Below are 25896 nucleotides of genomic sequence, written 5' to 3'. Positions count from 1 at the left end.
TGCGCAGCCAACCTCATCGATCCGCTTCCCCTTTTTGCAATCTACGTGCAGTGGCGTAGTTTTATTACATGGTTTTCACTGACCATGGGGGAGCGCGCAGGCAATTCAGTTACTGTTAACGAAGTTGCAGCGCACAGTGAACGAAACGACACAATGCACACGAAAGCTTCGAATCAGTGTTCACTCTCTTTGCTGGCGAAGTGACGAAAGGACATCCGTGACAGATACGGGAAACGCAGCAGGAACTGACCTTCAAGCGCTGAAGATTCCTGAACTGCGCAAACTTGCTGCAGAAAAAGGCCTCAAAGGTGTCTCCGGTCTGCGGAAGGGCGAGCTTATCCAAGCAATTACTACTGGCACCGTGCCTGGAAAGGCTCCTGCGAAGGCGGTAGAACCTGCGAAGGCAGTAGAAGAGGAAACTCACAGCGACAACCGTCGCCGCGCCACCCGCAAGGCCGCAGATCCCGCTGAAAATAGTGAGGAACAAGGCGACAAGACGGGCAAAGAGGAAAAGGGCAAAGAGCAGCAGTCCGGGCAGCACGAGGGGCGCTATGAGTCCCGATCTGCGGCACGCCGTGCTCGCCGAAACCGTGCGCGACACAATCATGAGTCCCACGATGCCGACGCAGAACAGAAGCACTCGAACGACGAGAAGAACGATAAGCCCGAAAAGCACGATAACGGCTCGGCCGACGAGAAGCCTGAAAATAGCAACGACGGCAACGGCGGTCGTGGCCGCAACCAACGTAATGACCGCGGCGGTCGTAACAACCGCGACCATGACGAAGACGGGGGAGGCCGTCGTGGACGCCGCGGCCGTGACAACAACCGTGACCAGCAGGATAACCAGAACATCCCACCAGAAGAGCTGCAGGAAGTAGCCGGCATCGTCGACGTCATTGACAACAACGCTGCGTTCATCCGCACCACTGGTTACCGTCAGAGCAGCGCAGACGTGTACGTGAACAACCGCCTCGTTCGGGCGAATGGGTTGCGCTCCGGCGATGCGGTCATCGGTCAGGTGCGCGCGAACGGGCAGGGTCACCAGCATGGCTCTGGCCGCAACCGCCAGCGCTACAACCAGTTGGTCCGTGTTGATTCCGTGAACGGTATGACGCCGGAGGACGCTAAGCAGCGCAAGCAGTTCCACAAGCTGACCCCGCTGTATCCGAATAAGCGTCTGCGCCTGGAGACAGAGCCAAACATCCTGACCACGCGAGTGATCGACCTGGTCATGCCGATTGGTAAGGGTCAGCGTGCACTGATCGTCTCCCCTCCAAAGGCTGGTAAGACGACAATTCTGCAGAACATCGCGAACGCAATCGCGAAGAACAACCCAGAGTGCTACCTGATGGTCGTCCTCGTTGACGAGCGCCCTGAGGAAGTCACGGACATGCAACGCAGTGTGAAGGGTGAGGTTATCGCCTCCACCTTCGACCGCCCGCCGTCAGAGCACACCGCCGTCGCGGAGCTCGCAATTGAACGTGCAAAGCGCCTCGTGGAGATGGGGCAAGACGTTGTAGTCCTCCTCGACTCGATCACGCGCCTGGGTCGCGCGTACAACAATTCGTCGCCGGCATCGGGCCGTATCCTGTCCGGTGGTGTTGATTCCAACGCGCTGTACCCGCCGAAGCGCTTCCTGGGTGCTGCGCGCAACATCGAGGAGGGTGGCTCGCTTACGATCATCGCTACGGCGATGGTGGAGACGGGCTCCGCTGGTGACACCGTCATCTTTGAGGAGTTCAAGGGCACCGGTAACGCCGAGCTGAAGCTTGATCGTAAGATCGCGGAACGCCGGGTCTTCCCAGCTGTCGACGTCAACCCGTCCGGTACCCGCAAGGATGACCTGCTCATGGGGCCGGATGAAGCGCGCGTGATGCACAAGTTGCGTCGAATCCTGTCGGCACTTGACCCGCAGCAGTCCATCGACATGCTGATCAAGCAGTTGAAGAAGACGAAGAGCAACGGCGAGTTCCTGATGGGCGTCGCCAACTCGGCACCAATGGTGGCTGATCAAGACGCAGAGGAGTACATCTAATGGCTGGCGAAGTTTCGCTTGTCGACGACTACGTCGCCGAATACGAGGGCATTCAGGCCCAGATGGGCGACCCAGATATTGCGGGCGACCAGGATAAATTCCGGAAGCTTTCAAAGCGCTACGCCGAACTGCAGCCGATCATCAAGGTCAACGACGCGCTGAACCAGGCGAGGGAAGATCACGAAGCTGCGGCTGAGATGGCGTACGAAGACAAAGAGTTCGCCGAAGAAGCTGAACGCCTTGCGAAAGAGATCGTCGCGCTTGAGGAGGAACTCGCGGACCTGCTCGCACCTCGCGACGAGCACGATGGTGATGACATCATCATGGAGCTCAAGGCCGGTGCTGGCGGTGAAGAGGCGGCCCTCTTTGCTGGTGACCTCGCCCGCATGTACCAAAAGTATTGCGAGAAGCACGGCTTGACCTGGGAAGTGCTCGACTTGTCCGAGTCGGACCTTGGCGGCGTAAAGGATATGACCGTCGCGGTGAAGGCGAAGACGCCATCACGTGACGGTGCATGGTCCAAGCTGAAATTTGAGGGTGGCGTGCACCGCGTGCAACGTGTGCCAGTCACTGAGTCGCAGGGCCGCATTCAGACGTCGGCCGCGGGTGTATATGTGTTCCCGGAGCCGGACGAAGTGGCGTCGGTAAATATTGATGAGAAAGACATTCGCGTTGATGTCTACCGATCCTCCGGCAAGGGCGGCCAGGGTGTGAACACCACTGACTCCGCCGTGCGTATTACCCACCTGCCGACGAATATCGTGGTGACCTGTCAGAACGAGCGCTCGCAGATCCAAAACCGAGCTCGCGCGATGCAGGTGCTGCAAGCTCGCCTTGACCAACTCGAGCGCGAAAAGGCCGAGGCCGAAGCCGCCGAGGGGCGCGCTTCCCAGGTGCGGACGATGGACCGCTCTGAGCGCATCAGGACCTACAACTGGCCCGAAAACCGTATTTCGGATCACCGCATCAACTACAAGGCGAACAACCTTGACACCGTGCTTGACGGAAACATGGACGATCTGATTACAGCGCTTCAGGCGCACGAGCGGCAGGAACGACTTGAAGCCGAGTAAACTCCCCGCTCAACAGGTCATCGCCCGTGGCGCGCAGCAGCTTGCGGCCGCGGGCGTTGCCACGCCAGCAGTCGACGCGAGGTTGATCGCTGCCTGGCTTCTCGACGACACCCCGATGAACGTACTGTTCCTCGACGTTGACCAGGAGTTTGAAACAGCGTTTGAAGCAGCGATTCAACGCCGGGCATCGCGCGAACCACTCCAGCACATCGTTGGGGCCGCGCCGTTTGGGCCTCTGACGCTGCGTGTCGGACCGGGTGTGTTTATCCCGCGGCCGGAGACCGAGGTCCTAGCCGATTGGGCAGTGAAGACATTGCAGCAGTCCGCTACCTCGCAGGCGCCCACTGTCGTGGATCTGGGCACTGGTTCGGGCGCGCTCGCGCTCTACATCGCGAATGCGGTACCGTGCGCCGAGGTGATCGCGGTGGAGCGGTCCGAAGCTGCTCGCGAGTATGCCCAACGAAATCGCGATGAACTCGGCTTGAACGTCCGGATCGTCGAAGGGGACATGACTGATCACAACTTGTTGTCTACGCTGCATGGCACCGTAGACATGGTGGTAAGCAACCCGCCGTACGTCCCCAATACCGACGGTCTGGACCCAGAGGTCTACGTAGACCCACCGGAGGCAGTCTTTTCCGGAGACGACGGTATGGACGCGATACGTGGCCTGGTGCCGGTGGCTGCGACGCTATTGAAACCGGGCGGAGTATTTGCAGTTGAGCATGATGACGCAACTTCTGACCTGACTGTCGACGCCGTTACAGCATCCGGCACGTTCGAAAGAGTGGAGCGGTTAGCGGACCTCACCGGAAAGCACCGCTTTGTCTGTGCCCGGAAGCGGAGCGAGTAAGCTAGTCCGGTACTGAACAAAGGAGACGAGGAGCATTATGGCGAGTAGGGTTTTCCAGTGCCTCGAACCAGAAGAACGCGAACAAGGACTGCAGGCAGCAGAAGCCGCAGTGAAAGAGGGGCGTTGCATCGTCCTTCCTACTGACACCGTCTACGGCATCGGCGCCGACGCATTTAATAACCAGGCGGTGGCGACACTGCTGGCAACGAAGCGGCGGGGCCCCGATATGCCGGTGCCAGTGTTGGTAGGGTCTTGGACTACTATCCAGGGGCTCGTGCGGGAGTTCACGGACACCGCTAAAACTCTCGTTGAAGCATTTTGGCCGGGAGGGCTTTCGATCGTCGTTCCGGAAGCCCCGAGCCTTCCCTGGAATCTCGGCGACACTCGTGGCACCGTGTTGTTGCGGATGCCGAATCAACCCCTGGCGCTTGAACTTCTGCAGCGAACTGGCCCGATGGCAGTCTCGTCGGCGAACCTGACGGGCAATCCACCAGCGCTCAACGCGGCCGCTGCACGCCAGCAGTTCGGGGAGGCAGTCGGCGTGTATCTCGAGGGTGGGCCCGCCGAAGTTGGCACCCCGTCAACGATTATCGATATTTCTGGCCCTAGCCCAGTCATCCTGCGAGAGGGAGCTATCAGCACGGAACGCATTGCTCAAGTCCTAAAACTTGACCCAGAGCAGTTGCGGAGGAAGTAGATGGGCGGCGCCGGAGTCCCGCTGCGTGAATTGGGCTTGGTTCTGCTTGTTGCCGCAGCGATCACCTACCTGCTCACAGGCGTGGTGCGCACAGCGCTCGTTCGGACGGGCAGGGTGGCAGAGATCCGCAAACGCGATGTGCATACCCAGCCGACGCCTTCTGTCGGTGGCCTTGCCATGTTTACAGGGCTCGTGTGCGCCCTTTTTCTTGCGCAGCAGCTCCCGGCGCTCACACGTGGGTTCGCACCGGTGACGCCCGAGATGACGGCAGTCTTCGCTGGTGCGAGCGGCATCGTGATTCTTGGAATTATCGACGACCTCTACGAGCTTGGGGCCGTCGTAAAGCTGTGCGGACAACTCTTGGTAGCTGGCCTCATGAGCTTTCTTGGACTGGTCTTTACCGTCTTTTACGTCCCGTTTGGGGAGGGGACCACGCTAATCCTCGATCAAGTGCAGGGTATGTTGTTGTCCGCGTTCTTCACTGTGTTGATTATCAACGCTGTGAACTTTGTTGATGGCATTGACGGACTCGCTGCTGGCCTGGGGATGATCGCCGGGGGAGCTATCCTTCTCTTCTCCCTCACTGTGCTCCACGACCAGGGTGGTGCTGTTTCGGCCTACCCGCCGGCGATCATTTGCTCGATTCTCGTCGGAATTTGTGCCGGGTTCTTGCCGCATAATTTCGAGCCTGCCCGAATTTTCATGGGAGACTCAGGCGCGATGCTTATTGGATTGCTGCTGGCAGCCGCGTCGACGTCAGCGTCGGGCAAGATCAACATGTCACTCTATGGGGCTGCGGACATGGTGGCATTAGTGAGCCCAATCATCGTTGTGCTTGCTGCAATTGCCTTGCCGTTGCTTGACCTGATTTGGGCGGTTATTCGACGGGTGATTCGTGGACAGCGACCGTGGGAGGCAGACGCCGGACATATTCACCACCGACTGCTTCGCCTCGGGCATACACACAGACGCACTGTTTTGGTCCTCTATATGTGGATTTCTGCAGTAGCCCTCGGTGCGGTGAGCTTTTCGATCGTCCCCACCCGATTTGCTGTAGCTTTTACCGTCCTTTCGTTGGTGGTGGCCTTTGTTGCGACGCTCATTCCATGGCTGAAAGGCAAGATTGGCCCAGTATCTGTGTAGGATGTCCAATCGTGGATACTCCAAAGAACCCTGTGACGCCGAACCTGGAAGTGTCAGACACTGAGCAGTATGAGAACCAACGGCGACCGCTGCTGCGTGCACTGCGCTTTGGAACGTTGGCATTGCTGGCGCTGCTTATCATCTCGCTGATGGCATGGGGAGCCGTGAGCGGCGCGCCAGGTCTTTGGGCTGTATTGATGGGGATCGGTATTGGTGGTGGCTTTGTGCTGTTGACCGCTATCAGTGTTCTTGCGACGTCTAATTCCACCCCTACAACCACGATGGCTGTCGTCCTCGGAGGTTGGCTCATCAAGATGGTCGTCATCGTGCTTATCTTGCTCGGGCTTCGGAACGCAACGTTTTACGACTCGACAGCATTCGGTGTAACTACGATCGCGGCACTTGTTGTTGCGTTAGGCGCCGAAGCTATGGGGGTACTGAGCGTACGAACGGCATATATTCAGAAGCCTTAAGACATACAGACATTTGCGTTGCTACCCCCTCGCCTTGGGGTGGCAACGCTTTTCTATGTCGGAATGTAGGGGAATTCCTACCGAATTTGTGGGTGTCTACCCCTTTTTGGAACGGGTGTGGGGGAAGTAACATTTTAGGTGAAAACGCCAGTACCAGCCATATTTAATGGCGTGTAACCGAAAAATGCTCAGAAGAAGCTTTGGAAGACCCCCTAAAGCGTGAAAATACGCTGTGACCTGTTAAAGTATCGGGCGGGTTAGTTAAGGTCTGCTGCTTCCTTATTTTTCGCTGGAAGAAGCACGAAAATACATCCCCTGTCCCGTGGTAGAAGATGTGCGACGGAGTCCGCCACGGAGACAGCTTGTTGGAGACGTCCATCGCACCGCACGTTAAGTGCGGCCCGAGAACGGGAGAGAACGCTGAGCGTTACAACTTTGGCCATGAAGGGTACATTCCACGCACCCCAATTGGGTCCAGAATTTTTCCCGGGGCACACGTTCGACCAGTTTATTGGTGAAGATTTCGCCAATGGCTGGTTCGCGCTGGACCGCATCATGCTGGTTCGCCTGTTCATGGCGGCAGTACTGGTGGTCCTCTTTGTTATTGCTTTTAGGAAGCCAAAACTGGTTCCTAAGGGTCTGCAGAATATCGGTGAATTGGGCGTGGATTTCGTCCGCATCCACATCGCCGAAGACACGCTGGGGAAGAAAGAGGGCCGGCGTTTCTTGCCGGTAATCGCGACAATCTTCTTCACGATCCTGTTCATGAATGTCGCCACGATCATCCCTGGCCTCAACATCTCGCCAAACGCACGTATCGGTATGCCGATTGTGCTGGCCGTTGTCGCCTACATCGCGATGATCTACGCGGGCGTGCAGCGCTACGGCGTTGCCTTCTTCAAGCACTCGACCGTGATTCCTGGGTTGCCGTTCGCTCTGCACTTCCTTGTTGTGCCGATCGAGTTCTTCTCGACGTTCATTCTGCGTCCGGTCACGCTGGCACTTCGTCTTATGGCGAACTTCCTGGCTGGCCACATCATTCTCGTTCTGCTGTACTCTGCTACGAACTTCTTCTTCTGGCAGATCTCGGCCTGGACGAGTGTGTCAGGGCTGACCCTGATCGCGGCGTTGCTGTTCACCCTGTATGAGTTGATCATTATCTTCCTGCAGGCGTACATCTTCGCTCTGTTGACTGCGGTGTACATCGAACTGTCGCTGCATGCAGACGCGCATTAACAAAGCGCAACCTACTGGTCAAACTGAATAAACCCCATACAAATTGTCACTCGTTTGTTTGCAGGAAGCGTTGCAGGCAAACACCAAGAAAGGGAACGACTTTCACATGAACGACATCATTCTTGCTCAGGCAGCAGAGACCGTCACCAACTACGGTGGCCTCGGCACCATCGGCTACGGCCTCGCAACCATCGGCCCTGGCATCGGCATCGGCATGCTGGTCGGTAAGACCGTTGAGGGTATGGCACGTCAGCCAGAGATGGCCGGCCAGCTGCGTACCACCATGTTCCTGGGTATCGCCTTCGTTGAGGCACTTGCCCTGATTGGCCTCGTTGCAGGCTTCCTGTTCTAAAAAGAACTCACGAATTCCACGTACACTTTTTAGATCAGGAGCAACCAATGACTAACGTCAACGATATTTTCGTGTTGGCAGAGGGAGAGAAGCTTCCGCTCGAGACGGAGCCGTCCATTCTCCTGCCTGCCATGTACGACGTGGTTTGGTCGACCGTTGTCTTCGTCATCGTGTTCTTGCTCTTCTGGAAGTTTGTCCTTCCGAAGTTCCAGGAAGTACTGGCGGAGCGCGAAGACCGAATCAAGGGCGGCATTGAGCGTGCTCAGGTTGCCCAGGCCGAGGCTAAGGCTGCTCTAGAAAAGAACAACGCTGAACTCGCTGAGGCACGTGCCGAAGCTGCTGAGATCCGTGAAGCTGCCCGAGCAAAGGGCAAGGAGATTCAGGCAGAACTTCGTGAGCGCGCTGAGGAAGAGTCTCGTCGAATTGTTGAAGCAGGCGAAAAGCAGCTTCTGGCTTCCCGCGAGCAGGTCGTCGCTGAACTGCGCAACGAGATGGGTCAGAACTCCATCAGTCTGGCAGAGCGTCTGCTGGGTACCGAGCTTTCGGATGATACCCGCCGCTCGAACACGATTGATGCTTTCCTCGCCGAACTCGACAACGTTTCTACGAGGAAGTAGGCGAAATGAAGGCAGCTAGTCGCGAAGCACAAACAAAAGTTTCTGAGCAGCTTGATCAGTTGATTCAAGGGGCAGGGGACACCGTTGCTGTTGCATTGCAGCTCGGTACGGAATTGTTCCTGACCGTGGATCAGCTGGACGCCGAGCGTGCACTGCGCATCGCTGTCGCTGATAGCTCGCTTGATGCCGCGCAGCGTCGCGGGATCATCAACGATGTTTTCGGTGCCAAGGTGGCAGAGCCTACGGCACAGATCCTTGCTGCAGCAGCTTCCGAGGAGTGGTCAAACCCGCGCGAATTCCGCGCAGGCCTGATCAACCTAGGTCGACGCGCGCTGATGAAGGGCGCGGAGGCTCAAGGGCAGTTGGAGCAGGTCGAAAACGAGCTGTACCAACTCTCCACCTTGCTTGAGAAGGAGCGGAAGCTTACTCAGCTTCTCTCCGACCGAACCGCTACAGCCGCACAGAAGCGCGGTCTGCTTGCGAATGTCATTTACGGCAAGGTCACCACGGTTACTGAAGCGCTAGCTTTGCAGGTCATTGGCCGTCCAGAACACCACCCGGTAGACGATCTCGCAGCTCTGGCAGCTGACGTCGCCGCGTTGCGTGGGAAGGCCGTGGCACGTGTGGTCACCGCACAGGCGCTCTCTGATGCGCAGCGCGATGCACTGGCACAGAAACTTGAGAACATTTACGGTCGTGAGATGGCGATCCATTCTGAGGTTGACCCCAGCCTCCTCGGTGGACTGACCATCCGAGTCGGCGATGAACTAATTGACGGGTCGACGCGCGGTAAGTTGAACCGCATGCGCACCGACCTTCTCGCCAACGCGACCCTTTAGTAAGAGATAATGCTGGAACAAACTACCGAGAGCAGGAAGAACATGGCGGAGCTGACGATCTCCTCCGATGAGATCCGTAGCGCGATAGCGAACTACACCTCGAGCTACTCCGCGGAGGCCTCCCGTGAGGAGGTCGGCGTGGTGACTTCGGCTGCAGATGGTATTGCCCAGGTTTCCGGGCTGCCAGGATGCATGACGAATGAGCTGCTCGAGTTTCCGAACGGCGTCATTGGCGTCGCACAGAACCTTGAGACCGATTCGATCGGTGTCGTGGTTCTGGGTAATTTCGAGACCCTCACCGAGGGCGACCAAGTAAAGCGGACAGGCGAAGTTCTGTCCATCCCGGTTGGGGAGGAATTCCTCGGCCGCGTTATTAACCCACTGGGCCAGCCAATTGACGGCCTTGGTCCAATTGAATCCAACGAAGAGCGCGCGCTTGAGCTGCAGGCTGCAGGCGTTCTCGACCGCCAGCCGGTTGAGGAACCAATGCAGACCGGTATCAAGGCTATTGACGCCATGACCCCAATCGGTCGTGGTCAGCGTCAGCTCGTCATTGGTGACCGTAAGACTGGTAAGACTGCAGTCTGCATCGACACCATCCTGAACCAGAAGCACTTCTGGGAAACCGGTGACCCGTCGAAGCAGGTTCGTTGTATTTACGTCGCAGTGGGCCAGAAGGGCTCCACGATTGCCGGTGTTCGTGCAACCCTTGAGCAGCATGGTGCGCTTGAGTACACCACGATCGTGGCTGCTCCTGCATCCGACTCCGCAGGTTTCAAGTGGCTCGCACCGTTCTCCGGTGCAGCACTGGGCCAGCACTGGATGTACCAGGGCAAGCACGTGCTGGTGATTTACGATGACCTGACCAAGCAGGCAGAGGCATACCGCGCCATCTCGCTGTTGCTGCGTCGCCCACCAGGCCGCGAGGCATACCCAGGTGACGTATTCTACCTGCACTCTCGTCTGCTGGAGCGTGCTGCGAAGCTGAACGATGAGCTGGGTGCAGGCTCGTTGACCGCACTGCCGATCATCGAGACGAAGGCTAACGACGTGGGTGCGTTCATTCCTACCAACGTCATCTCGATTACAGACGGCCAGGTCTTCCTCCAGTCCGACCTCTTCAACCAGGGTGTTCGCCCAGCTATTGACGTGGGTATCTCCGTGTCCCGTGTCGGTGGCGCTGCGCAGACTAAGGGTATGAAGAAGGTTGCAGGTAACCTGCGTCTCGACCTTGCTGCATACCGTGACCTGGAAGCGTTCGCTGCGTTCGCGTCCGACCTCGATGCAGCTTCGAAGCGCCAGCTCGAGCGCGGTCAGCGTCTCGTAGAGCTCCTCAAGCAGTCGGAGAACGCTCCGCAGCCTGTTGAGTTCCAGATCGTATCTATCTGGCTTGCAAACGAAGGCGCCTTTGACGTCGTTCCCGTCGAAGACGTGCGTCGCTACGAGTTCGAGCTGCAGGAGCACATTCGCTCCGTCGCTCCGGAAGTCTACGAACAGATCTCCGGTGGCGCTGCGCTCGACGATACGAGCAAGCAGACGCTGCTGCGCGTCAATGATGACTTCGCTCGCTCGTTCCAGTCCTCCACCGGTGAGCACATCGTGCGCGAGCCAGAGGCGGATCCGCTGGACAAGCGTGAGGTCAAGAAAAATACCCTTAACGTCGGCCGTTCCAAGAAGTAGTTCTTGGAACAAGACGTAAACGTCTACATATAGGAAGGGAGGAGAGTAAACCATGGCAACACTTCGCGAACTACGTGACCGTATTAGGTCTGTAAACTCCACGAAGAAAATCACTAAAGCCCAGGAGCTGATCGCGACTTCGCAGATCACCAAGGCACAGCAGCGCGTCGAAGCGGCAAAGCCGTATGCCGACGAGCTGAAAGACGTCATGGAACGCCTCGCAGCTGCGAGCTCCCTCGATCACCCCATGCTCCGTGAGCGTGAGAATGGTCGAGTCGCAGCAGTCCTCGTGGTCACATCAGACCGCGGTATGGCCGGCGGGTATAACCACAACGTGTTGAAGAAGGCAGCAGAGCTCGAGCGCATGCTTGAGGAAGCTGGCTACGAAGTCGTCCGCTACATCACGGGCGGTAAGGGCGTAACCCACTACCGTTTCCGCGATATGGAGGTCGAAGGCTCTTGGACCGGTTGGTCCCAGAAGCCTTCGTGGGAAGCGACCCACGACGTTCGTCGCCACCTGATCGACGGCTTCATGGCGAGCTCTGAAGGGACCGCTAAGTGGCGCGAGGGCCTGCATGGCCCTGAGGGTCAGGAGGTTCGTGGCTTCGACCAGGTTCACGTGGTGTACACAGAATTTGTGTCGATGTTGACACAAGAAGCCAGGGTGCACCAGTTGCTGCCGATTGAGCCGGTGCTTGAGGATTACGAGTACGAGCAGGAAGACATGCTCACCACAAGTGGGGATGTGCAACCGGACATGGATTTCGAACCTGATGCGGATACGCTGATGGACGAACTGCTTCCGGCGTATGTTTCTCGCTCGCTGTACTCGATTTTCTTGGAGGCATCTGCAGCGGAGTCCGCTTCACGTCGTACGGCGATGAAGAACGCTACGGACAATGCGACCGAATTGGCGAACAACTTGTCCCGTGAGGCTAACCAAGCCCGTCAGGCAAAAATTACCCAGGAAATCACCGAGATTATCGGCGGCGCTGGCGCGCTGTCTGGTAGTGGAGAAAGTGACTAAATCATGACTACTGCTCACTCTTACGACGAGCTCGGCGAGGAGCCAACGGGTCAGGCTCAGAATGAGTCCGATTTCGCTCAGAACCCGGCAGGGTCTGAGAATGGCCGCGTCGTGCGCGTCATCGGCGCAGTCGTCGACGTGGAGTTCCCGCGTGGCGAGCTGCCCGCTTTGTACAACGCGCTTGAGGTTGACATCGACCTCGGCGAAATGTCCCGCACCATCGTGCTTGAGGTAGCCCAGTTCTTGGGCGACAGCCTCGTCCGCACGATCGCCATGGCACCAACCGACGGTCTGGTTCGTGGCGCACAGGTACGTGACTCCGGCAATCCGATCTCCGTTCCGGTTGGCGACCAGGTCAAGGGCCACGTGTTTAACGCGCTTGGTCAGTGCTTGGACGACCCATCGGTCGGCGTCGGTGGTGAGCGATGGGGCATCCACCGCGAGCCACCAGCGTTCAAGGACTTGGAAGGCAAGACCGAGATCCTTGAGACCGGCATTAAGGTCATCGACCTGCTTACCCCTTACGTGAAGGGTGGCAAGATTGGCCTCTTCGGTGGTGCTGGTGTCGGTAAGACAGTTCTCATCCAGGAGATGATTACGCGTATTGCACGCGAGTTCTCCGGTACCTCCGTGTTCGCCGGCGTCGGCGAACGTACCCGTGAGGGTACGGACCTCTTCCTCGAGATGGAGGACATGGGCGTTCTTCCAGATACGGCCCTTGTTTTCGGCCAGATGGATGAGCCGCCAGGGGTTCGTATGCGTGTCGCGCTGTCCGGCCTGACCATGGCGGAGTACTTCCGCGATGTTCAGAACCAGGACGTGCTCCTGTTCATCGATAACATCTTCCGTTTCACCCAGGCTGGTTCTGAGGTTTCGACCCTGCTGGGTCGTATGCCATCGGCCGTGGGTTACCAGCCAACGCTGGCAGACGAGATGGGTGTTCTCCAGGAACGCATTACCTCGACCAAGGGCCGTTCGATTACGTCGTTGCAGGCAGTTTATGTTCCGGCTGACGACTACACCGACCCGGCTCCAGCGACGACCTTCGCTCACCTGGACGCAACCACCGAGCTTTCGCGTTCCATTGCTTCCAAGGGTATTTACCCAGCAGTGGATCCGCTGACCTCGACCTCGCGCATCCTTGAGCCAGGTATCGTTGGCGAGCGTCACTACGAGGTTGCACAGCGAGTTATCGGTATTCTGCAGAAGAACAAGGAACTGCAGGACATCATCGCAATTCTCGGTATGGACGAGCTTTCCGAAGAGGATAAGGTCACGGTTATGCGTGCTCGTAAGATCGAGCGCTTCCTGGGCCAGAACTTCTTCGTCGCTAAAAAGTTCACCGGCGACGAGGGCTCCTACGTACCTCTCGAGGAGACCATCGACGCCTTCGAGAAGCTGTGCAACGGTGAATTCGATACATACCCAGAGCAGGCATTCAACGGCCTGGGTGGCTTGGATGACGTTGAGGCTGCCTACAAGAAGCTGCAGGGCTAGGAGGCAATAATGGCTGAACTTACCGCTCAATTAGTCTCGGTAGACCGTTTGCTCTGGAAGGGTCCAGCAAGCATCGTGACTGCTCAGACTACCGAAGGTGAGATCGGCATTCTGCCTGGCCACGAACCCATCCTTGGTCAGCTCAAGGACAATGGTGTCGTGACCATCCGCCCAATCGACGGCGAGCGCATCGTCGCCGCCGTCCAGGGTGGGTTCCTTTCCGTGCAAGGTGACAAAGTGACCATTCTTGCGGATTACGCCATCTTCGCCCACGAAGTGAATCGTGATGAAGCTCAGGCAGAGCTTCAGAACATTGATGACGCACTCGCGAAGTCTCGTGCAGAGGCCGAGCTTGCTGCCGTCCGTCGCAGTGAATCTCGCTAACGCGGTCACCGCGTAGGAGGAAGGTAGAGCGCCACGCTCAACCTTGTAAAGCCCCGCTGTTTTAGCAGCGGGGCTTTCCGTTTCTTCGTTGCTTGCACTGGCAGCGAAGGTCGCTAAAATGAAGCGCATACTTTCATCAAGGTCGGTTTGAACGAAGCAGAGGTGCAATGTGATCGTTTTACTGTACGTGGCATTGTTCTTTGTGTTCTTTGTTATCACTGTGTGTGTGTGGCGCTTTTTAATGTTCCGCAACTCCGGCGCGATAGGCCTGTTCCGACAACTCCCGGCCACCGGGGTCCACGGTTGGCGCCACGGTGTGCTGATCTATCACGCGGAGGAGCTCCGTTTTTATAAACTGCGGTCCTTGTCATTCCAGTACGACATGTGCATTGAGCGCACCCAGACCAGCTTCGAGGGAATGCGAGCGCTGAGTCTAGAAGAGCAGTCGTTCATGCCAGGGATTAAGGAAGCCGTACTGCTGCACGGTGCCGATGGCGATATTGAATTCGCGGGCCAGAAGCGCGCGCAGATGGCGTTGATTTCATGGATTGAGTCTGCACCTGATGAGCGGCAGGAAAAGGTTGATTACGAGGCGCTGCGTCGGCGTGCGCTGCGTGACCGCGGCCGCGATCAGCGCTACTAGCGGGATAATTCCGTGCAGAATGACACGACCGGTAGCCTAGTATCCATGCGTCTTGTCATTGCTCGCTGTTCAGTAGATTATGTTGGTCGTCTCGATGCGCATTTGCCGTCTGCGCTTCGCCTTATTTTGATGAAAGCTGACGGGTCTGTGTCGATCCACGCAGACGACCGTGCTTATAAACCACTGAACTGGATGACACCGCCGTGCACGATACGTGAACAAGCCGTCGTGGATATTGATGGGGAAGACACGGGGGACGAGTTGTGGATCGTGGAGAACCCAAAAGGCGAACAGCTTCGCATAACGGTCGAGGAGATCGTGTCTGATACCAACGTGGAGCTCGGTGAAGACCCAGGTCTTGTGAAGGACGGGGTGGAAGCGCACCTACAGGAGCTGTTGGCTGAGCATATTTCTACGCTCGGCGATGGGTTTACGCTCGTCCGCCGTGAGTATCCGACGGCGATTGGCCCAGTCGACTTGCTCGCCAAGGACGCAGACGGCAAGACAGTTGCCGTTGAGGTGAAACGCCGGGGAGGGATCGACGGCGTCGAGCAGCTCAGCAGGTATGTTGAACTGCTTAACCGCGATAGCGTACTTCGTCCAGTACAGGGTGTATTCGCTGCGCAGGAGATTAAGCCTCAGGCCCGCACGCTCGCGGAAGATCGTGGTTTTCGCTGTATTGTGCTGGACTATGACGACCTGCGTGGAATCGAATCAGACGAGCTGCGCCTGTTTTAGAGGAGCGATGTAGCAGTGCCGCGAAGAAATCGGCGTCAAAACATCCAGCCGAGCTATATACTCCCGCGGGATGGGTCCACCTTTATCGGCACCCAGGAAATGGAAGGGCCGCGGTGGACGCATGGTGAGATCTACAAAGTGCGTCAGATTGGTTCTTCCGCAGCGCGGAAGTTCTACGTGTGCCCGGGGTGTAATCAGAACATTCCTCCGGGAGTAGCCCATGTCGTTGCGTGGCCGAAGGAAGTGGGGCGCGGGGCGGATGATCGCCGACACTGGCATAGACATTGTTGGTCGAGGCGGTAGGGTATGAGGCATGATTGCAGCATTTTCAGTAGCACCAGCCGTCACTGACACGCCGAACGCGGAGATGTCGCAGGCCGTGGCACGCGCCGTGAAAGTAGTTCGTGAATCGGGGCTGCCGAATGAGACGACAGCCATGTTCACCACGGTTGAGGGTGAATGGGACGAAGTCATGGACGTTATTAAGCGTGCGACGCAAGCGGTGGAGGAAGTGTCTCCACGTGTTTCGCTGGTGATTAAGGCGGATATCCGCCGTGGGTTTACAGATATGCTCCACCAGAAGATGGAGTCTTTGAACAAGCATCTTGAGGAGAACTAGGACGTGACAGGACCACAATTTACGGCAGGGGCCGTTGATTTAGCTCAGGTAGCGAAGCAAGCGGAGGCCCGCGAGGAAATGCAGCGCGAGGGGTTTGTCCCAGTATTTACGATTACTGAGGCAGATTTGGAATCCAAGGTACTGCAGCGCTCAATGCAGATTCCGGTTGTCGTTCATGTCGGTAGTGCGCGTTCAGCTGATTCGGAGTCGCTACGGGCGACGTTGACCAAGTTGGCTACCGGTCAGCGAGGATTCGCGTACGCATACGTTGATGCTGATGCCACTCCGCAGATCGCGCAGGCGCTTGGTGTACGGATTGTTCCGACTACGCTCGCGCTTGCTGCTGGGCGCCCACTGACGAGCTTCGAGGGGGATCAGTCGGAGGAAGAATTGAAGCCTTGGCTCGAGGCATTGGTGAGCAACGTTGGCAGGCAGTTGCAGGGCCTAGACGAGGAGCCCGTTGAGGATGCTGCCCCAGCAGAGGACCCGCGTTTGGAAGAGGCAGCTCGTGCGATGCAGGCAGGTGATTTTGATCAGGCTACGGCTATCTACGATGCGATGCTGAGCGAGGAGCCTGGTAACAAGGAGGTTGCGCAGGCGAAGGCGACGGTGGCCGTCGTCAAGCGGCTTGACCCTGCGAACTTGTCGGTTGATCCTATTGCTGATGCTGCGGAGCACCCTGACGATGTCGCGAAACAGCTGGTGGCTGCTGATGCTGAGCTCGTGTCCGGTGCGCCTGAGAAAGCATTCGACCGTCTGTTGGGCTTGATCAAGCAGTCTCCAGAGGCGAAGGAGCGACTGCTCGAGCTCTTCGGGCTTTTCGACGCCGGCGACCCGCGTGTGCTCGCCGCTCGTACGAAGCTTGCGAGTGCGCTGTTCTAGCGTGACATGCAAAAGCCCGGGCCTGCAGGAACTCCTGAGGCCCGGGCTCTAGCGTTCTAGCGGCTTAGCTTGTACAGCTGTGCGCTCATTGCTGGTACGTGCAGCTCGATCGAGTGAGGGAAGTGATCCCACTGAACATCGTCGCTGTGCACAGTGTGTGGCAGGTCGTTGTTGGCACCGCCGTAGACGCCTGCGTCCGTGTTGATGAGTAGCTCCCACTCACCGGCGACCGGCAGGCCGATCCGGTAATTTGGCTGGGAAGCTCCGGACATGTTGATGACGGCCAGCACAGGGTTGCCCTCGGTATCCCACCGGAGGTAGGCGAGGATGTTGTGCTGTGAGTCGTCGCCCTTGACCCACTGGAATCCGGCAGGCACGTTGTCCTGCGCGTACAACGCAGGGGTGTCGACGTACACTCGGTTGAGGTCGCGAACTAGTTGCTGGATACCGCGGTGGTACTCGTGGCCCCAGCCGTCAGAAATATTATCCCAGTTGATTGAGTTCGCTTCGTCCCACTCGGTGGTCTGGCCCCAGTCACAGCCCATGAAGAGGAGCTGCTTGCCTGGGTGGGAGAACATATAGCCGAAGAGCGTGCGAAGGCCTGCGGCCTTGTTCCAGTCGTCGCCTGGCATGCGCTGCCAAAGCGAGCCCTTGCCGTGGACTACTTCGTCGTGGCTAAACGGCAGGACATATTGCTCGGAAAACGCGTACACGAGGGAGAACGTGATTTCGTTGTGGTGGTATGAGCGGTGAATCGGGTCGAGGGAGAAGTACTCGAGTGTGTCATTCATCCAGCCCATGTTCCACTTCAGGGAGAAACCGAGGCCGTCGTGTTCCGTCATAGCGGTCACGCCTGGCCAGGCGGTGGACTCCTCCGCGATGGTCACGATGCCTGGATGGTTGCGGTGAACCGTAGCGTTCATCTCTTGCAGGAACTGGACAGCGTCCCAGTTCTCGCGCCCACCGAACTGATTTGGAAGCCATTCGCCGGGTTGGCGGGAGTAGTCAAGGTAGAGCATTGACGCGACGGCGTCGACGCGGAGGCCATCAATGTGGAACTCTTCGCACCAGTACAGAGCGTTTGCGACCAAGAAGTTGCGAACTTCGTTGCGTCCGAAGTCAAAGACGTAGGTGCCCCAGTCTTTTTGCTCGCCACGGCGCCAGTCGGGGTGCTCGTACAACGCGGTGCCGTCGAAGCGGGCGAGCGACCAGTCATCCTTTGGGAAGTGTGCGGGGACCCAGTCGACGATGACCCCGATGCCTGCAGCGTGTAGGTCGTTGATGAGTGCGCGGAAATCATCTGGAGTTCCCCAACGGGCGGTTGGGGCGTAGTATCCCGTGACCTGGTAGCCCCAAGAGCCACCGAATGGATGCTCGGCCACCGGGAGGAACTCGACATGGGTGAAGCCGTTTTCCACGAGGTACGGTACGAGCTCGTTGCGCATCGTCTGGAAGGTTGCGCCCTTCTTCCATGAGCCGACGTGGCACTCGTAGACGCTCATTGGGGAGTTGGTCGGGTCTGCTTCGCTGCGCTTTTGCGCCCAATCCTCATCTGTCCACTCGAACTCGGAAGGGGCGGCAACCACGGAGACGGTCTCTGGAGGCGTCAGCGTTTGCTTCGCCAGAGGGTCGGCCTTGTCGATGCGACGGCCGTCGGACGTCTGTACTGCAAATTTGTACGTGGTGCCTGCCTCAATGCCCGGGATGAAGATCTCCCACACTCCAGTCGAACCGAGGACGCGCATCGGGTACTGGTTTGGGTTCCACGCACAGAAGTCACCGACGACGGCTACGCCCTGTGCGTTCGGGGCCCATACAGCGAACGAGGTACCAGTGACGGTGCCGAGCGTCGTCTCGTAGGTACGGACGTTGGCGCCGAGCACCTCCCAGAGACGCTCGTGGCGGCCTTCGCTAATCAGGTGCAGGTCGAGCGTGCCGAGTGTAGGCAGGAAGTGATATGCGTCGGCGACGGTCACCGGGTCGCCCTCGGGGTAGTGCACCTTGAAGCGATAGTCGGGCGCAGTGGTGTCGGTCAAGCCGATCGCCCAAATATCGTCGCCAAGGGACTGCATTTGCCGGATCTCATCGTGGATGAGTAACTCGACGTTCGTTGCGCCCAGGAATCGGGTGCGAATGAGGGAGCCCTCGGGTGCTGCGTGCCATCCGTAGAAGTCGTGCGGTGCGTGGTGCTTGCATTCGAGGAGGCGGTGCCGATCGTGTGCCGGGATCAGCAGTGCTGGGTTGACTGAATTTGCAGACATAATGATCTTTCTAGCGTCTGTTTGGTCGCGGTTGTTATGGGCGGTAGTCGTGATCTGAAATTTGTCGGAATGCGAGCGCTTCTCGCTTCTGCGGCGCAACATCAGGCAGCTTCAGAATGTGAGCGACGTTGACTTCCGGTGCGAGGCGCACGTAGTTTTCTGATCCCCAGTCGTAATACGCGTCAGTTACCAAGTCATGGACGGCAAACTGCGCACCATATTCGAGACCAACTGCCGGCGCGTCGAGGTACAGCGTGCCTTCCTGCGCGTTCCATGGGTCAAGATTAACGACGACGAGGACCGCGTTGCCAGAGATCGCATCAACCTTCGAGTATGCGAGGATCTGGTCGTTGTCCACGTGATGGAAGCGAATTTGACGTAGCTGCTGCAGCGCAGACTGCGCCTTGCGGAAGCGGTTCAGCGAAGTGATGTAAGGCTCTAGAGACTGCCCGTTATCGAGGGCTGTCTGGAAGTCGCGTGGGCGCAGTTCGTACTTCTCGGAGTGGTTGTACTCTTCGCTACCTTCTGCGACGGCTTCGCCTTCGAAGAGCTCAAAGCCGGAATATACGCCCCACAATGGGCTCATTGTGGCGGCAAGCGTGGCGCGAATTGCGAACGCGGCTGGACCTCCGTACTGCAGCGAGGCGTGCAAGATGTCAGGCGTGTTCACGAAGAGGTTCGGGCGCGAGACATCCGCGACGTCGACCATGTGCTCAGCGAAGTCGATGAGGTCACTCTTAGATACTTTCCAGGTGAAGTGAGTGTAGGACTGGGAGAACCCTGCCTTCGACAGCCCGTACATCACTGGTGGGCGGGTAAACGCTTCGGCCAAGAAGATGACGTCGGGGTGCGTCTCGTGGACGCGGGTGATCAACCAGTGCCAGAAGTTCACCGGCTTCGTGTGCGGATTGTCCACACGGAACGTTCGGATGCCCAGGTCTACCCAGTACATGACAACCCGGTAAATCTCCTCGTAGACCTTCTCCGGGTTGTTATCGAAGTTGATCGGGTAGATATCCTGGTACTTTTTCGGCGGGTTCTCGGCGTAAGCAATCGTGCCGTCTTCCAAGATGGTGAAGAAGTCGGGGTGCTCGCTCGCCCAAGGGTGATCCGGCGCAGCCTGCAAGGCCAAATCCAGCGCTACCTCCAATCCGAGTTCGTGCGCATGGTCAAGCATCGCGCAAAACTCTTTCTCACCACCGAGCTGCGGGTGGAAGGCATCGTGCCCACCGTCTCGTGAACCGATCGCCCACGGGGAGCCGACATCACCCTCCTCGGCGACAAGTGTGTTGTCTTTGCCCTTCCGGTTGATCTCACCGATTGGGTGGATAGGAGGGAAGTAGACCGTGTCAAAGCCCATTGCAGCAACGCGATCGAGCGCCTTCGCAGTGGTAGCCCAGGTACCGTGAACCGGGTTGCCTTCATCGTCCCAACCGCCGGTGGAACGCGGGAAGAGCTCGTACCACGAGTTCACCAGCGCATCGCGTCGTTCTACGTAGATATCGCAAATAGGCCCATGGGTGACGAGCTCCCGAAGCGGAAAAGCATTGAGAACTTCGAGTACTTCGTCAGAAATGCCGGCGAGAATTCGTTCAGCCAGTGGCAGCGCGGGATTATCAAGCGCCGCAGCGGCCCGCTCGAGCACCTCGCGGTCTGGGGCCGGAGTCTGCGCAATTGCGGCTTCAAAAAGGTGGATGCCGTGGGCGATGTCGTTCGCCATTTCTTCGGTAGTCTGCCCGGCCTCCAGCTTCTTTGTGACGGCGTTGCGCCACGTCGCCATGACGTCACTCCAGGCATCGACGCGGTAGCGCCACAGACCCTGAGCATCGGGGACAAACACCGCGTGGGTGTAGTCCGGGCGGTACGGTTCTTGCTGCATGTGAATGGAGTACTGTTCTCCATTCGGATCCGTAATAACCAAGCTTGCAGCGATAGCGTCGTGGCCTTCTCTCCACACCAGGGCAGAGACTGGCACAACCTCACCTACCACCGCCTTTGCCGGAAGAGTTCGCCCGGAAACTTGAGGGCGTACGTCGTCGATACCAAAGCGTGCAACCATGTCGTTTTTGTCCTCACATGTGGCCGATGGAAGTCGGACACACCTATAGGTGTGCTCTTTCTTCTCTCAGACTAGCTAACTCTCGCGTTAAATATCGACATAAGGGTTCGCTTTCATCCGTGGCGATTCTCATACAACGATATGGTTACACTGAGAACTCAGTCGCTTGTTTTTCTATCCACCAAGACGCCGAAGTAGAAAGAAGCCAGAATGGTAGCCGTGAACGAACCAACCACTGATCCAGATCTGCTTATCGACTTCCGAGGAGTCGAGTTTATTCGCGGAGGCAACACGCTTGTTGGCCCTATCGACTGGCAGGTGGAGCTCGACGAACGTTGGGTCATCGTCGGCCCAAATGGCGCCGGCAAAACCACACTGATTCGAATGGCGGCTGCCCAAGAGTTCCCATCGCGCGGCGTCGCATTCGTACTCGGAGAGCGCATCGGTAAAACAGATATGCGTGACCTTCGCGCGGCAATCGGATTGACGTCCTCAGCGATTGCTTCGATGATTCCGCCAAGTGAAAAAGTAGGTGACGTCGTCGTCTCCGCAGGCTACGCGGTCGTCGGGCGTTGGCGCGAGCAGTACGAGGACGTCGACTACGAGCAAGCACTCGAAGTCCTGGAACAGGTCGGGGCTATGCACCTTATCGACCGCACGTGGGGAACGCTCTCAGATGGAGAAAAGAAGCGCGTCCTCATCGCCCGCGCGGTCATGATCGACCCAGAACTGCTCATCATGGACGAACCGGCGGCAGGTATGGATCTCGGCGGACGCGAGGACCTCATCGCATACCTCGGCGACCTCGCACTCGACCCCGATGCGCCAGCTATGGTGATGATCACCCACCATCTGGAAGAAATCCCATATGGTTTTACACATGCCTTGCTGCTCGACGAAGGAACAGTGATCGCCCAAGGTCTTATCGAAGACGTATTGACCAGTGAAAACGTCTCTAAGGCGTATCACCAGCCAATCGAAGTGCAGCACGACGACGGCCGGTTCTATGCACGCCGTGCACGAAGCGCACGAAGTGGTGCGCACCGCGCATAACACCACGCGAGGAGGTGGAGCACCGTGTACCGCAAAACCGGCGCATTTTCTGTCGACGCAACAGACGCCGTCGACGCAACAGAAACCAGTGGGTTCAACGGGTCACGCCTGTCTGCCACCGTCATCCTTATCCGCGACACTCCCGACGGAATCAAGGTGTGGATGCAAGAACGAGTCATGAGCATGAAAAACTACCCAGGCATGACAGTTTTTCCCGGAGGTGGCGTCGATAGTCGCGACTTCCCACCCCGCGCCTGGAATGACGGAGACCTGTGGATTGGCAAGTCGGCAGTCTCTGTTGCACGAAGGCTCGGCGTCACCAAATACAAGGCACATGCCCTGCTGTTTGCTGCTGTTCGCGAATTGTTCGAAGAAACCGGAACACTGCTCGCCGTTGACGACGAAGGAACCCTACTCGGCGACGCACGTCCTTTCCACGACCAACGGCTCAAACTCGTCTCGCACGAGATCTCGCTTACGGACATGCTGCAGGCCAATGAACTCAACGTCTGCAGCGACCTCCTCATCCCATTTGCACGCTGGGTAGGTTGCTCGCACCGAGGTAACTGGTTCGACACCTTCAGCTTCCTCGCAAAAGCACCCATCGGACAAGAACCAGACGCGGAAACCGGCGAGGCAGACGACGCAAACTGGTTCTCCCCGAAGCTACTCATGGAAGGATGGCGCGCCGGGCTCGTTCGCTTCGTGCCATCAACATGGGGGCAACTCCAACAGCTGTGCTCCTGCGACACCTTCGAGGATGCGGTCAAACTTGCACGCAACGCCGACATGCGCCCGATCATCGGAGACCCCGCCGATGATCCGCGCTACCACGAGTTTTTCCACCAGCACCCGACAGATAGGATCGGGACGCCCAAATGAGTTTTACTTTGGACGAGGTTGGGTTCCTACGGGACAACCTGCAAAAGATTCTGGCGCTTGGACCGGACCTCGAACTCATTCCAAGTACGCTAATTCGCGACAGAGCCGTACTGGAAAAGGAATTCGGCGATCATGCCCGTGTCGTTTCGGAGTTACTCGCTGCGCAGCGCAGCGCCCGTGGGAAGATGCCCGAACATTGGCTTACCGATAGCGACGCCGCGCAACAAGCAACGCCACAGTTCGTTGCCGAATACAGAGCGCAGCTGATCAAGGATTTCGGAGCAGCCACGGTCCACGACGTGACCTGTTCAGTGGGAAGCGAAGGGGCGTCGATAAGAAAACAACAGCTCTCTTGGATAGGCTCCGATCTCGATCGCGTACGGCTTGCGATGGCTCAAGCAAACCTTGCCGACGCCAACGTGCTCCTCTGCCAAGCCGATGCACTGCAACCCATTAGCCGCGCCGATGTCATCGTGGCTGACCCAGCACGACGCGCCAACGGCCGACGAATCACCGACCCAGCAAAACTCCTACCACCCCTGCCAGACCTCGTGGAAGCACATCGTGGCAGAGAACTCGCAGTAAAGTGTGCACCCGGAATCGACTACAGCGAGTGGAGCGGGCTCGTCAGCGTCGTCTCTCTCGATGGCGGCGTCAAAGAAACCTGCCTGTACACAGAAGGTTTCGGATCCGGCATTCGCGAAGCGGTGGTGCTGCGCGCGGACGGTTCGCGAGAGATAGTGAGGTCGGACGAGCCTGACGACACCACTGTCGCCGAACCAGGTACTTGGATGATCGAGCCCGACGGAGCGATCATCCGCGCCGGGCTAGTTCGCCACTGGGCGCACCGGCACAGCTTGTGGATGGTGGACCCGCACATTGCATTTCTTACGGGTGATGAGCTTCCCGCAGCAACGAGTGGCTTCCGTTTCTTAGAGGCTGTGCCGTTCAAGCGTCTTAAGGCAGCACTGGCCAACTACCAAGCGGGGGCGCTTGAGATCCTCGTACGCGGGGTAGACGTCAACCCGGACCAGCTTCGGAAGAAGATGAAGCTGAAAGGGCACCGACAGATGGCGGTACTTATTGCGCGAACAGGCAACAGCCCGACTGCATACATTTGCGAGGCAAGGGAGCATCAGCGCGTAGGGTAGTGCGCATGAAGTATCTCGATCACGCTGCAACTACTCCGATGCGTCAGGTAGCAATCGATGCCTGGGTTGAACACGCAGGTGCGTTGAATCCCGGTGCGCAACACGCAGCGGGACGCCAAGCCAACGCGGTGCTTGCCGATGCAAGAGAACAAGTCGCGGAGTTGCTTGGCGCGGACCCGGTTGAAGTGATTTTCACAGGCTCGGGCACCGAGGCAGACAACATCGCGGTCCGCGGTCTCTACGAAGCCATGCGTGGCAAGCAAGGGGACCGGGTGGTGTGTTCACCGGTTGAGCACTCGGCAGTGCTCGAGACTGTCAAGGCACTAGGAGCACAGCACGTGGATTGGCTCCCGGTAGGCGACGACGGCCACCTGTCGGACCTCGAGGCGCTTGACACTCCGGCAGCTGTGGCCGCAGTGATGTGGGCAAACAATGAGACTGGCGCACTCCAGCCAGTGAAGGAGGTTGTTCGCAGAGCTGCGCTTCAGAACACTCCTGTTCATGTGGATGCTGTGCAGGCCGTTGGAAAGGTCCCCGTTCACTTCCACGACCTCGGTGCTACCACATTGGCAGCGAGCGCACATAAGTTTGGTGGGCCACGCGGAACCGGCCTACTGCTAGCGAAACGCTCGCCGGCGCCGACCGCATCGATTCACGGTGGCGGCCAGGAACGTGGACTGCGACCAGGGACGGTAGACGTGGCCTCTGCCGCTGCAACAGCTGTAGCACTGGCGGAAGCATGCTCTGAGATGGATCGTGAACGCGAACGCGTGAAGGAACTTCGCGATGCACTCGTGGCAGGTGTACAGCGTGAGGTCCCGGACGTGGTGGTAACAACCCAGGAGCCAGCTGTGGAGGGGCATGCCCACTTCATGTTCCGCGGTGCCCACGGGGACGCGATGCTGATGCTGCTCGACTCGTTGGGCATCGCTGTATCAACTGGGTCTACATGCGCAAGTGGTGTGACCCGAATGAGTCATGTGCTTGAGGCGATGGGCGTGGAGGAAGCGCTCGGCTTGGGCGCGCTACGAATTTCGCTGGGGCGAACGAACACACGTGAGGACGTCGACTACTTTGTCCAGAACATCGCTGATGTAGTTGCGAAGGCGCGAGCGGCGGGGAACATGTAGATCTCACGCGATAGTGGGCGAGTTAACGTCGATGTGTTGGCGTTGTTTGCCGGGCCCGAACCAGTACAAGCATCATGCTGGTTCGGGCCTTTCATACTTTCGACCCAACCCAACGGGGGTAAAACACGGGGGTACCAACTGTTCAACGATCACGAAAAGGTCTGCCTAACGCATCCATAGGGCCTAAGTTTGGCTACACCAGACCATGAAAGGTTTTTGGTATAAAAAGATTGTGCATTAATAGTGTCGGCGACACGTGTCGAATGACACATGTCGTGCCTGGTAATCCCGATTTGCTTAGTATTCTCTTACCTACTGTTGCACTAGAGCGCATAATATACGGGTGGGTTGATTGTTGAACACCCGTCGACAGGTGTCGGTGGGTTTGTTGAACATGTTGGGTTTGCTGCGATGGTTTCTGAGTGTTTTTTAAGCTATGTGTGCAGGTTGTGGGGCTAGATGTGTTGAACAATCGGGGCTGCGGATGTTTTGTTGGAGTGCATCACGAGGGACTTTGTCTCGTAGTTATGCACTCAGTGCCTGTCTATGCTCAGCGATGGTCGTATAAC

At 57.9% G+C, this 25896-nt stretch carries 25 protein-coding genes; 23 read left to right on the top strand and 2 right to left on the bottom strand.

Going from position 1 to position 25896, the window contains the following annotated elements; genetic code table 11:
* Positions 1-217 precede the first annotated feature (217 nt).
* The 19 genes from rho to JMN37_RS08625 all read left to right on the top strand — a co-directional run bounded on the left by rho (position 218) and on the right by JMN37_RS08625 (position 16791).
* Complete coding sequence (rho, locus tag JMN37_RS08715; RefSeq protein ID WP_252931762.1) at positions 218-2038, top strand: transcription termination factor Rho; 1821 nt, start codon at positions 218-220, stop codon at positions 2036-2038.
* The gene (prfA, locus tag JMN37_RS08710) at positions 2038-3111 is read left to right on the top strand and encodes a peptide chain release factor 1 (RefSeq protein ID WP_071573404.1); all 1074 of its coding nucleotides are present in this window, start codon (positions 2038-2040) and stop codon (positions 3109-3111) included. The genes rho and prfA overlap by 1 nt, the downstream gene beginning before the upstream one ends.
* Entirely contained in the window at positions 3098-3964 is an 867-nt protein-coding gene (prmC, locus tag JMN37_RS08705; protein WP_256472885.1) for a peptide chain release factor N(5)-glutamine methyltransferase, read from the top strand. Before prfA ends, prmC begins: the two co-directional genes overlap by 14 nt.
* A 37-nt stretch (positions 3965-4001) precedes the next feature.
* A complete protein-coding gene (locus tag JMN37_RS08700; protein ID WP_070362619.1) occupies positions 4002-4661 on the top strand; it encodes an L-threonylcarbamoyladenylate synthase in 660 nt (219 codons plus the stop codon).
* Positions 4662-5804, top strand: a complete 1143-nt coding sequence (locus JMN37_RS08695) for an MraY family glycosyltransferase (RefSeq protein ID WP_070362618.1) — start codon at positions 4662-4664, stop codon at positions 5802-5804.
* Positions 5805-5815: 11 nt separating this feature from the next.
* Positions 5816-6277, top strand: a complete 462-nt coding sequence (locus JMN37_RS08690) for a Cg1360 family ATP-synthase-associated protein (protein WP_252931760.1) — start codon at positions 5816-5818, stop codon at positions 6275-6277.
* A gap of 441 nt (positions 6278-6718) precedes the next feature.
* Positions 6719-7513, top strand: coding sequence for a F0F1 ATP synthase subunit A (atpB, locus tag JMN37_RS08685; protein ID WP_070362617.1), 795 nt, complete (start codon positions 6719-6721; stop codon positions 7511-7513).
* A 106-nt stretch (positions 7514-7619) separates the two neighbouring features.
* Positions 7620-7865 (top strand): ATP synthase F0 subunit C, encoded by a 246-nt coding sequence (locus JMN37_RS08680; protein ID WP_252931759.1) that lies wholly within the window; start codon positions 7620-7622, stop codon positions 7863-7865.
* A 47-nt stretch (positions 7866-7912) separates the two neighbouring features.
* Positions 7913-8482 (top strand): F0F1 ATP synthase subunit B, encoded by a 570-nt coding sequence (locus JMN37_RS08675; protein ID WP_070362615.1) that lies wholly within the window; start codon positions 7913-7915, stop codon positions 8480-8482.
* 5 nt (positions 8483-8487) lie between these two features.
* Positions 8488-9321 (top strand): F0F1 ATP synthase subunit delta, encoded by an 834-nt coding sequence (locus tag JMN37_RS08670; RefSeq protein ID WP_252931757.1) that lies wholly within the window; start codon positions 8488-8490, stop codon positions 9319-9321.
* A gap of 9 nt (positions 9322-9330) precedes the next feature.
* Positions 9331-11001 (top strand): F0F1 ATP synthase subunit alpha, encoded by a 1671-nt coding sequence (gene atpA / locus JMN37_RS08665; RefSeq protein ID WP_252931755.1) that lies wholly within the window; start codon positions 9331-9333, stop codon positions 10999-11001.
* Between the two features lie 52 nt (positions 11002-11053).
* Complete coding sequence (locus JMN37_RS08660) at positions 11054-12028, top strand: F0F1 ATP synthase subunit gamma (RefSeq protein WP_070362612.1); 975 nt, start codon at positions 11054-11056, stop codon at positions 12026-12028.
* 3 nt (positions 12029-12031) lie between these two features.
* Positions 12032-13525, top strand: coding sequence for a F0F1 ATP synthase subunit beta (gene atpD / locus JMN37_RS08655; RefSeq protein WP_252931753.1), 1494 nt, complete (start codon positions 12032-12034; stop codon positions 13523-13525).
* Positions 13526-13534: 9 nt separating this feature from the next.
* The gene (locus tag JMN37_RS08650; protein ID WP_070362610.1) at positions 13535-13909 is read left to right on the top strand and encodes a F0F1 ATP synthase subunit epsilon; all 375 of its coding nucleotides are present in this window, start codon (positions 13535-13537) and stop codon (positions 13907-13909) included.
* A 169-nt stretch (positions 13910-14078) separates the two neighbouring features.
* Entirely contained in the window at positions 14079-14552 is a 474-nt protein-coding gene (locus JMN37_RS08645) for a DUF2550 domain-containing protein (RefSeq protein ID WP_252931751.1), read from the top strand.
* A 45-nt stretch (positions 14553-14597) separates the two neighbouring features.
* Complete coding sequence (gene nucS, locus JMN37_RS08640; RefSeq protein WP_070479532.1) at positions 14598-15290, top strand: endonuclease NucS; 693 nt, start codon at positions 14598-14600, stop codon at positions 15288-15290.
* A 15-nt stretch (positions 15291-15305) separates the two neighbouring features.
* Complete coding sequence (locus tag JMN37_RS08635) at positions 15306-15593, top strand: Rv1322 family protein (RefSeq protein ID WP_370296028.1); 288 nt, start codon at positions 15306-15308, stop codon at positions 15591-15593.
* Between the two features lie 10 nt (positions 15594-15603).
* Entirely contained in the window at positions 15604-15909 is a 306-nt protein-coding gene (locus tag JMN37_RS08630; RefSeq protein ID WP_070362607.1) for an MTH1187 family thiamine-binding protein, read from the top strand.
* Between the two features lie 3 nt (positions 15910-15912).
* The gene (locus tag JMN37_RS08625; protein WP_252931749.1) at positions 15913-16791 is read left to right on the top strand and encodes a tetratricopeptide repeat protein; all 879 of its coding nucleotides are present in this window, start codon (positions 15913-15915) and stop codon (positions 16789-16791) included.
* Positions 16792-16847: 56 nt separating this feature from the next.
* Here the strand turns inward: JMN37_RS08625 and glgB are convergent, their stop codons facing one another.
* Together glgB and JMN37_RS08615 are read right to left on the bottom strand one after the other, a co-directional pair.
* The gene (glgB, locus tag JMN37_RS08620) at positions 16848-19052 is read right to left on the bottom strand and encodes a 1,4-alpha-glucan branching protein GlgB (RefSeq protein WP_252931748.1); all 2205 of its coding nucleotides are present in this window, start codon (positions 19050-19052) and stop codon (positions 16848-16850) included.
* Between the two features lie 34 nt (positions 19053-19086).
* A complete protein-coding gene (locus JMN37_RS08615; RefSeq protein ID WP_252931739.1) occupies positions 19087-21111 on the bottom strand; it encodes a maltotransferase domain-containing protein in 2025 nt (674 codons plus the stop codon).
* Between the two features lie 210 nt (positions 21112-21321).
* Here JMN37_RS08615 and JMN37_RS08610 point away from each other — a divergent pair, with 210 nt between their 5' ends.
* The 4 genes from JMN37_RS08610 to JMN37_RS08595 are packed head-to-tail and all read left to right on the top strand — an operon-like array spanning position 21322 to position 25327.
* Positions 21322-22164, top strand: a complete 843-nt coding sequence (locus JMN37_RS08610; RefSeq protein ID WP_070362604.1) for an ABC transporter ATP-binding protein — start codon at positions 21322-21324, stop codon at positions 22162-22164.
* A gap of 24 nt (positions 22165-22188) precedes the next feature.
* Positions 22189-23046 carry an NUDIX hydrolase gene (locus JMN37_RS08605; RefSeq protein ID WP_070362603.1) on the top strand — a complete coding sequence of 286 codons (858 nt, stop codon included), beginning with the start codon at positions 22189-22191 and terminating at the stop codon, positions 23044-23046.
* A complete protein-coding gene (locus JMN37_RS08600; RefSeq protein ID WP_252931737.1) occupies positions 23043-24197 on the top strand; it encodes a THUMP-like domain-containing protein in 1155 nt (384 codons plus the stop codon). The genes JMN37_RS08605 and JMN37_RS08600 overlap by 4 nt, the downstream gene beginning before the upstream one ends.
* A gap of 5 nt (positions 24198-24202) precedes the next feature.
* Positions 24203-25327, top strand: a complete 1125-nt coding sequence (locus tag JMN37_RS08595; protein ID WP_070363537.1) for a cysteine desulfurase family protein — start codon at positions 24203-24205, stop codon at positions 25325-25327.
* Positions 25328-25896 lie beyond the last annotated feature (569 nt).

Source organism: Corynebacterium lipophilum (genome assembly GCF_024102595.1).
In the GTDB taxonomy this organism is placed as follows: domain Bacteria; phylum Actinomycetota; class Actinomycetes; order Mycobacteriales; family Mycobacteriaceae; genus Corynebacterium; species Corynebacterium pseudogenitalium.
This window is presented reverse-complemented; position numbering and strand designations above follow the sequence as displayed.

What these genes read in the sequence shown, in the direction of transcription:
- JMN37_RS08660 (WP_070362612.1), top strand. Translation starts at nt 11,054, where the DNA reads ATGGCAACACTTCGCGAACTACGTGACCGTATTAGGTCTGTAAACTCC.
- JMN37_RS08675 (WP_070362615.1), top strand. Translation starts at nt 7,913, where the DNA reads ATGACTAACGTCAACGATATTTTCGTGTTGGCAGAGGGAGAGAAGCTT.
- JMN37_RS08670 (WP_252931757.1), top strand. Translation starts at nt 8,488, where the DNA reads ATGAAGGCAGCTAGTCGCGAAGCACAAACAAAAGTTTCTGAGCAGCTT.
- JMN37_RS08700 (WP_070362619.1), top strand. Translation starts at nt 4,002, where the DNA reads ATGGCGAGTAGGGTTTTCCAGTGCCTCGAACCAGAAGAACGCGAACAA.
- JMN37_RS08615 (WP_252931739.1), bottom strand. Translation starts at nt 21,111, where the DNA reads ATGGTTGCACGCTTTGGTATCGACGACGTACGCCCTCAAGTTTCCGGG.
- atpA (WP_252931755.1), top strand. Translation starts at nt 9,331, where the DNA reads ATGCTGGAACAAACTACCGAGAGCAGGAAGAACATGGCGGAGCTGACG.
- JMN37_RS08600 (WP_252931737.1), top strand. Translation starts at nt 23,043, where the DNA reads ATGAGTTTTACTTTGGACGAGGTTGGGTTCCTACGGGACAACCTGCAA.
- atpD (WP_252931753.1), top strand. Translation starts at nt 12,032, where the DNA reads ATGACTACTGCTCACTCTTACGACGAGCTCGGCGAGGAGCCAACGGGT.
- JMN37_RS08650 (WP_070362610.1), top strand. Translation starts at nt 13,535, where the DNA reads ATGGCTGAACTTACCGCTCAATTAGTCTCGGTAGACCGTTTGCTCTGG.
- prfA (WP_071573404.1), top strand. Translation starts at nt 2,038, where the DNA reads ATGGCTGGCGAAGTTTCGCTTGTCGACGACTACGTCGCCGAATACGAG.
- nucS (WP_070479532.1), top strand. Translation starts at nt 14,598, where the DNA reads ATGCGTCTTGTCATTGCTCGCTGTTCAGTAGATTATGTTGGTCGTCTC.
- JMN37_RS08680 (WP_252931759.1), top strand. Translation starts at nt 7,620, where the DNA reads ATGAACGACATCATTCTTGCTCAGGCAGCAGAGACCGTCACCAACTAC.
- JMN37_RS08695 (WP_070362618.1), top strand. Translation starts at nt 4,662, where the DNA reads ATGGGCGGCGCCGGAGTCCCGCTGCGTGAATTGGGCTTGGTTCTGCTT.
- JMN37_RS08630 (WP_070362607.1), top strand. Translation starts at nt 15,604, where the DNA reads ATGATTGCAGCATTTTCAGTAGCACCAGCCGTCACTGACACGCCGAAC.
- JMN37_RS08595 (WP_070363537.1), top strand. Translation starts at nt 24,203, where the DNA reads ATGAAGTATCTCGATCACGCTGCAACTACTCCGATGCGTCAGGTAGCA.
- JMN37_RS08610 (WP_070362604.1), top strand. Translation starts at nt 21,322, where the DNA reads ATGGTAGCCGTGAACGAACCAACCACTGATCCAGATCTGCTTATCGAC.
- atpB (WP_070362617.1), top strand. Translation starts at nt 6,719, where the DNA reads ATGAAGGGTACATTCCACGCACCCCAATTGGGTCCAGAATTTTTCCCG.
- glgB (WP_252931748.1), bottom strand. Translation starts at nt 19,052, where the DNA reads ATGTCTGCAAATTCAGTCAACCCAGCACTGCTGATCCCGGCACACGAT.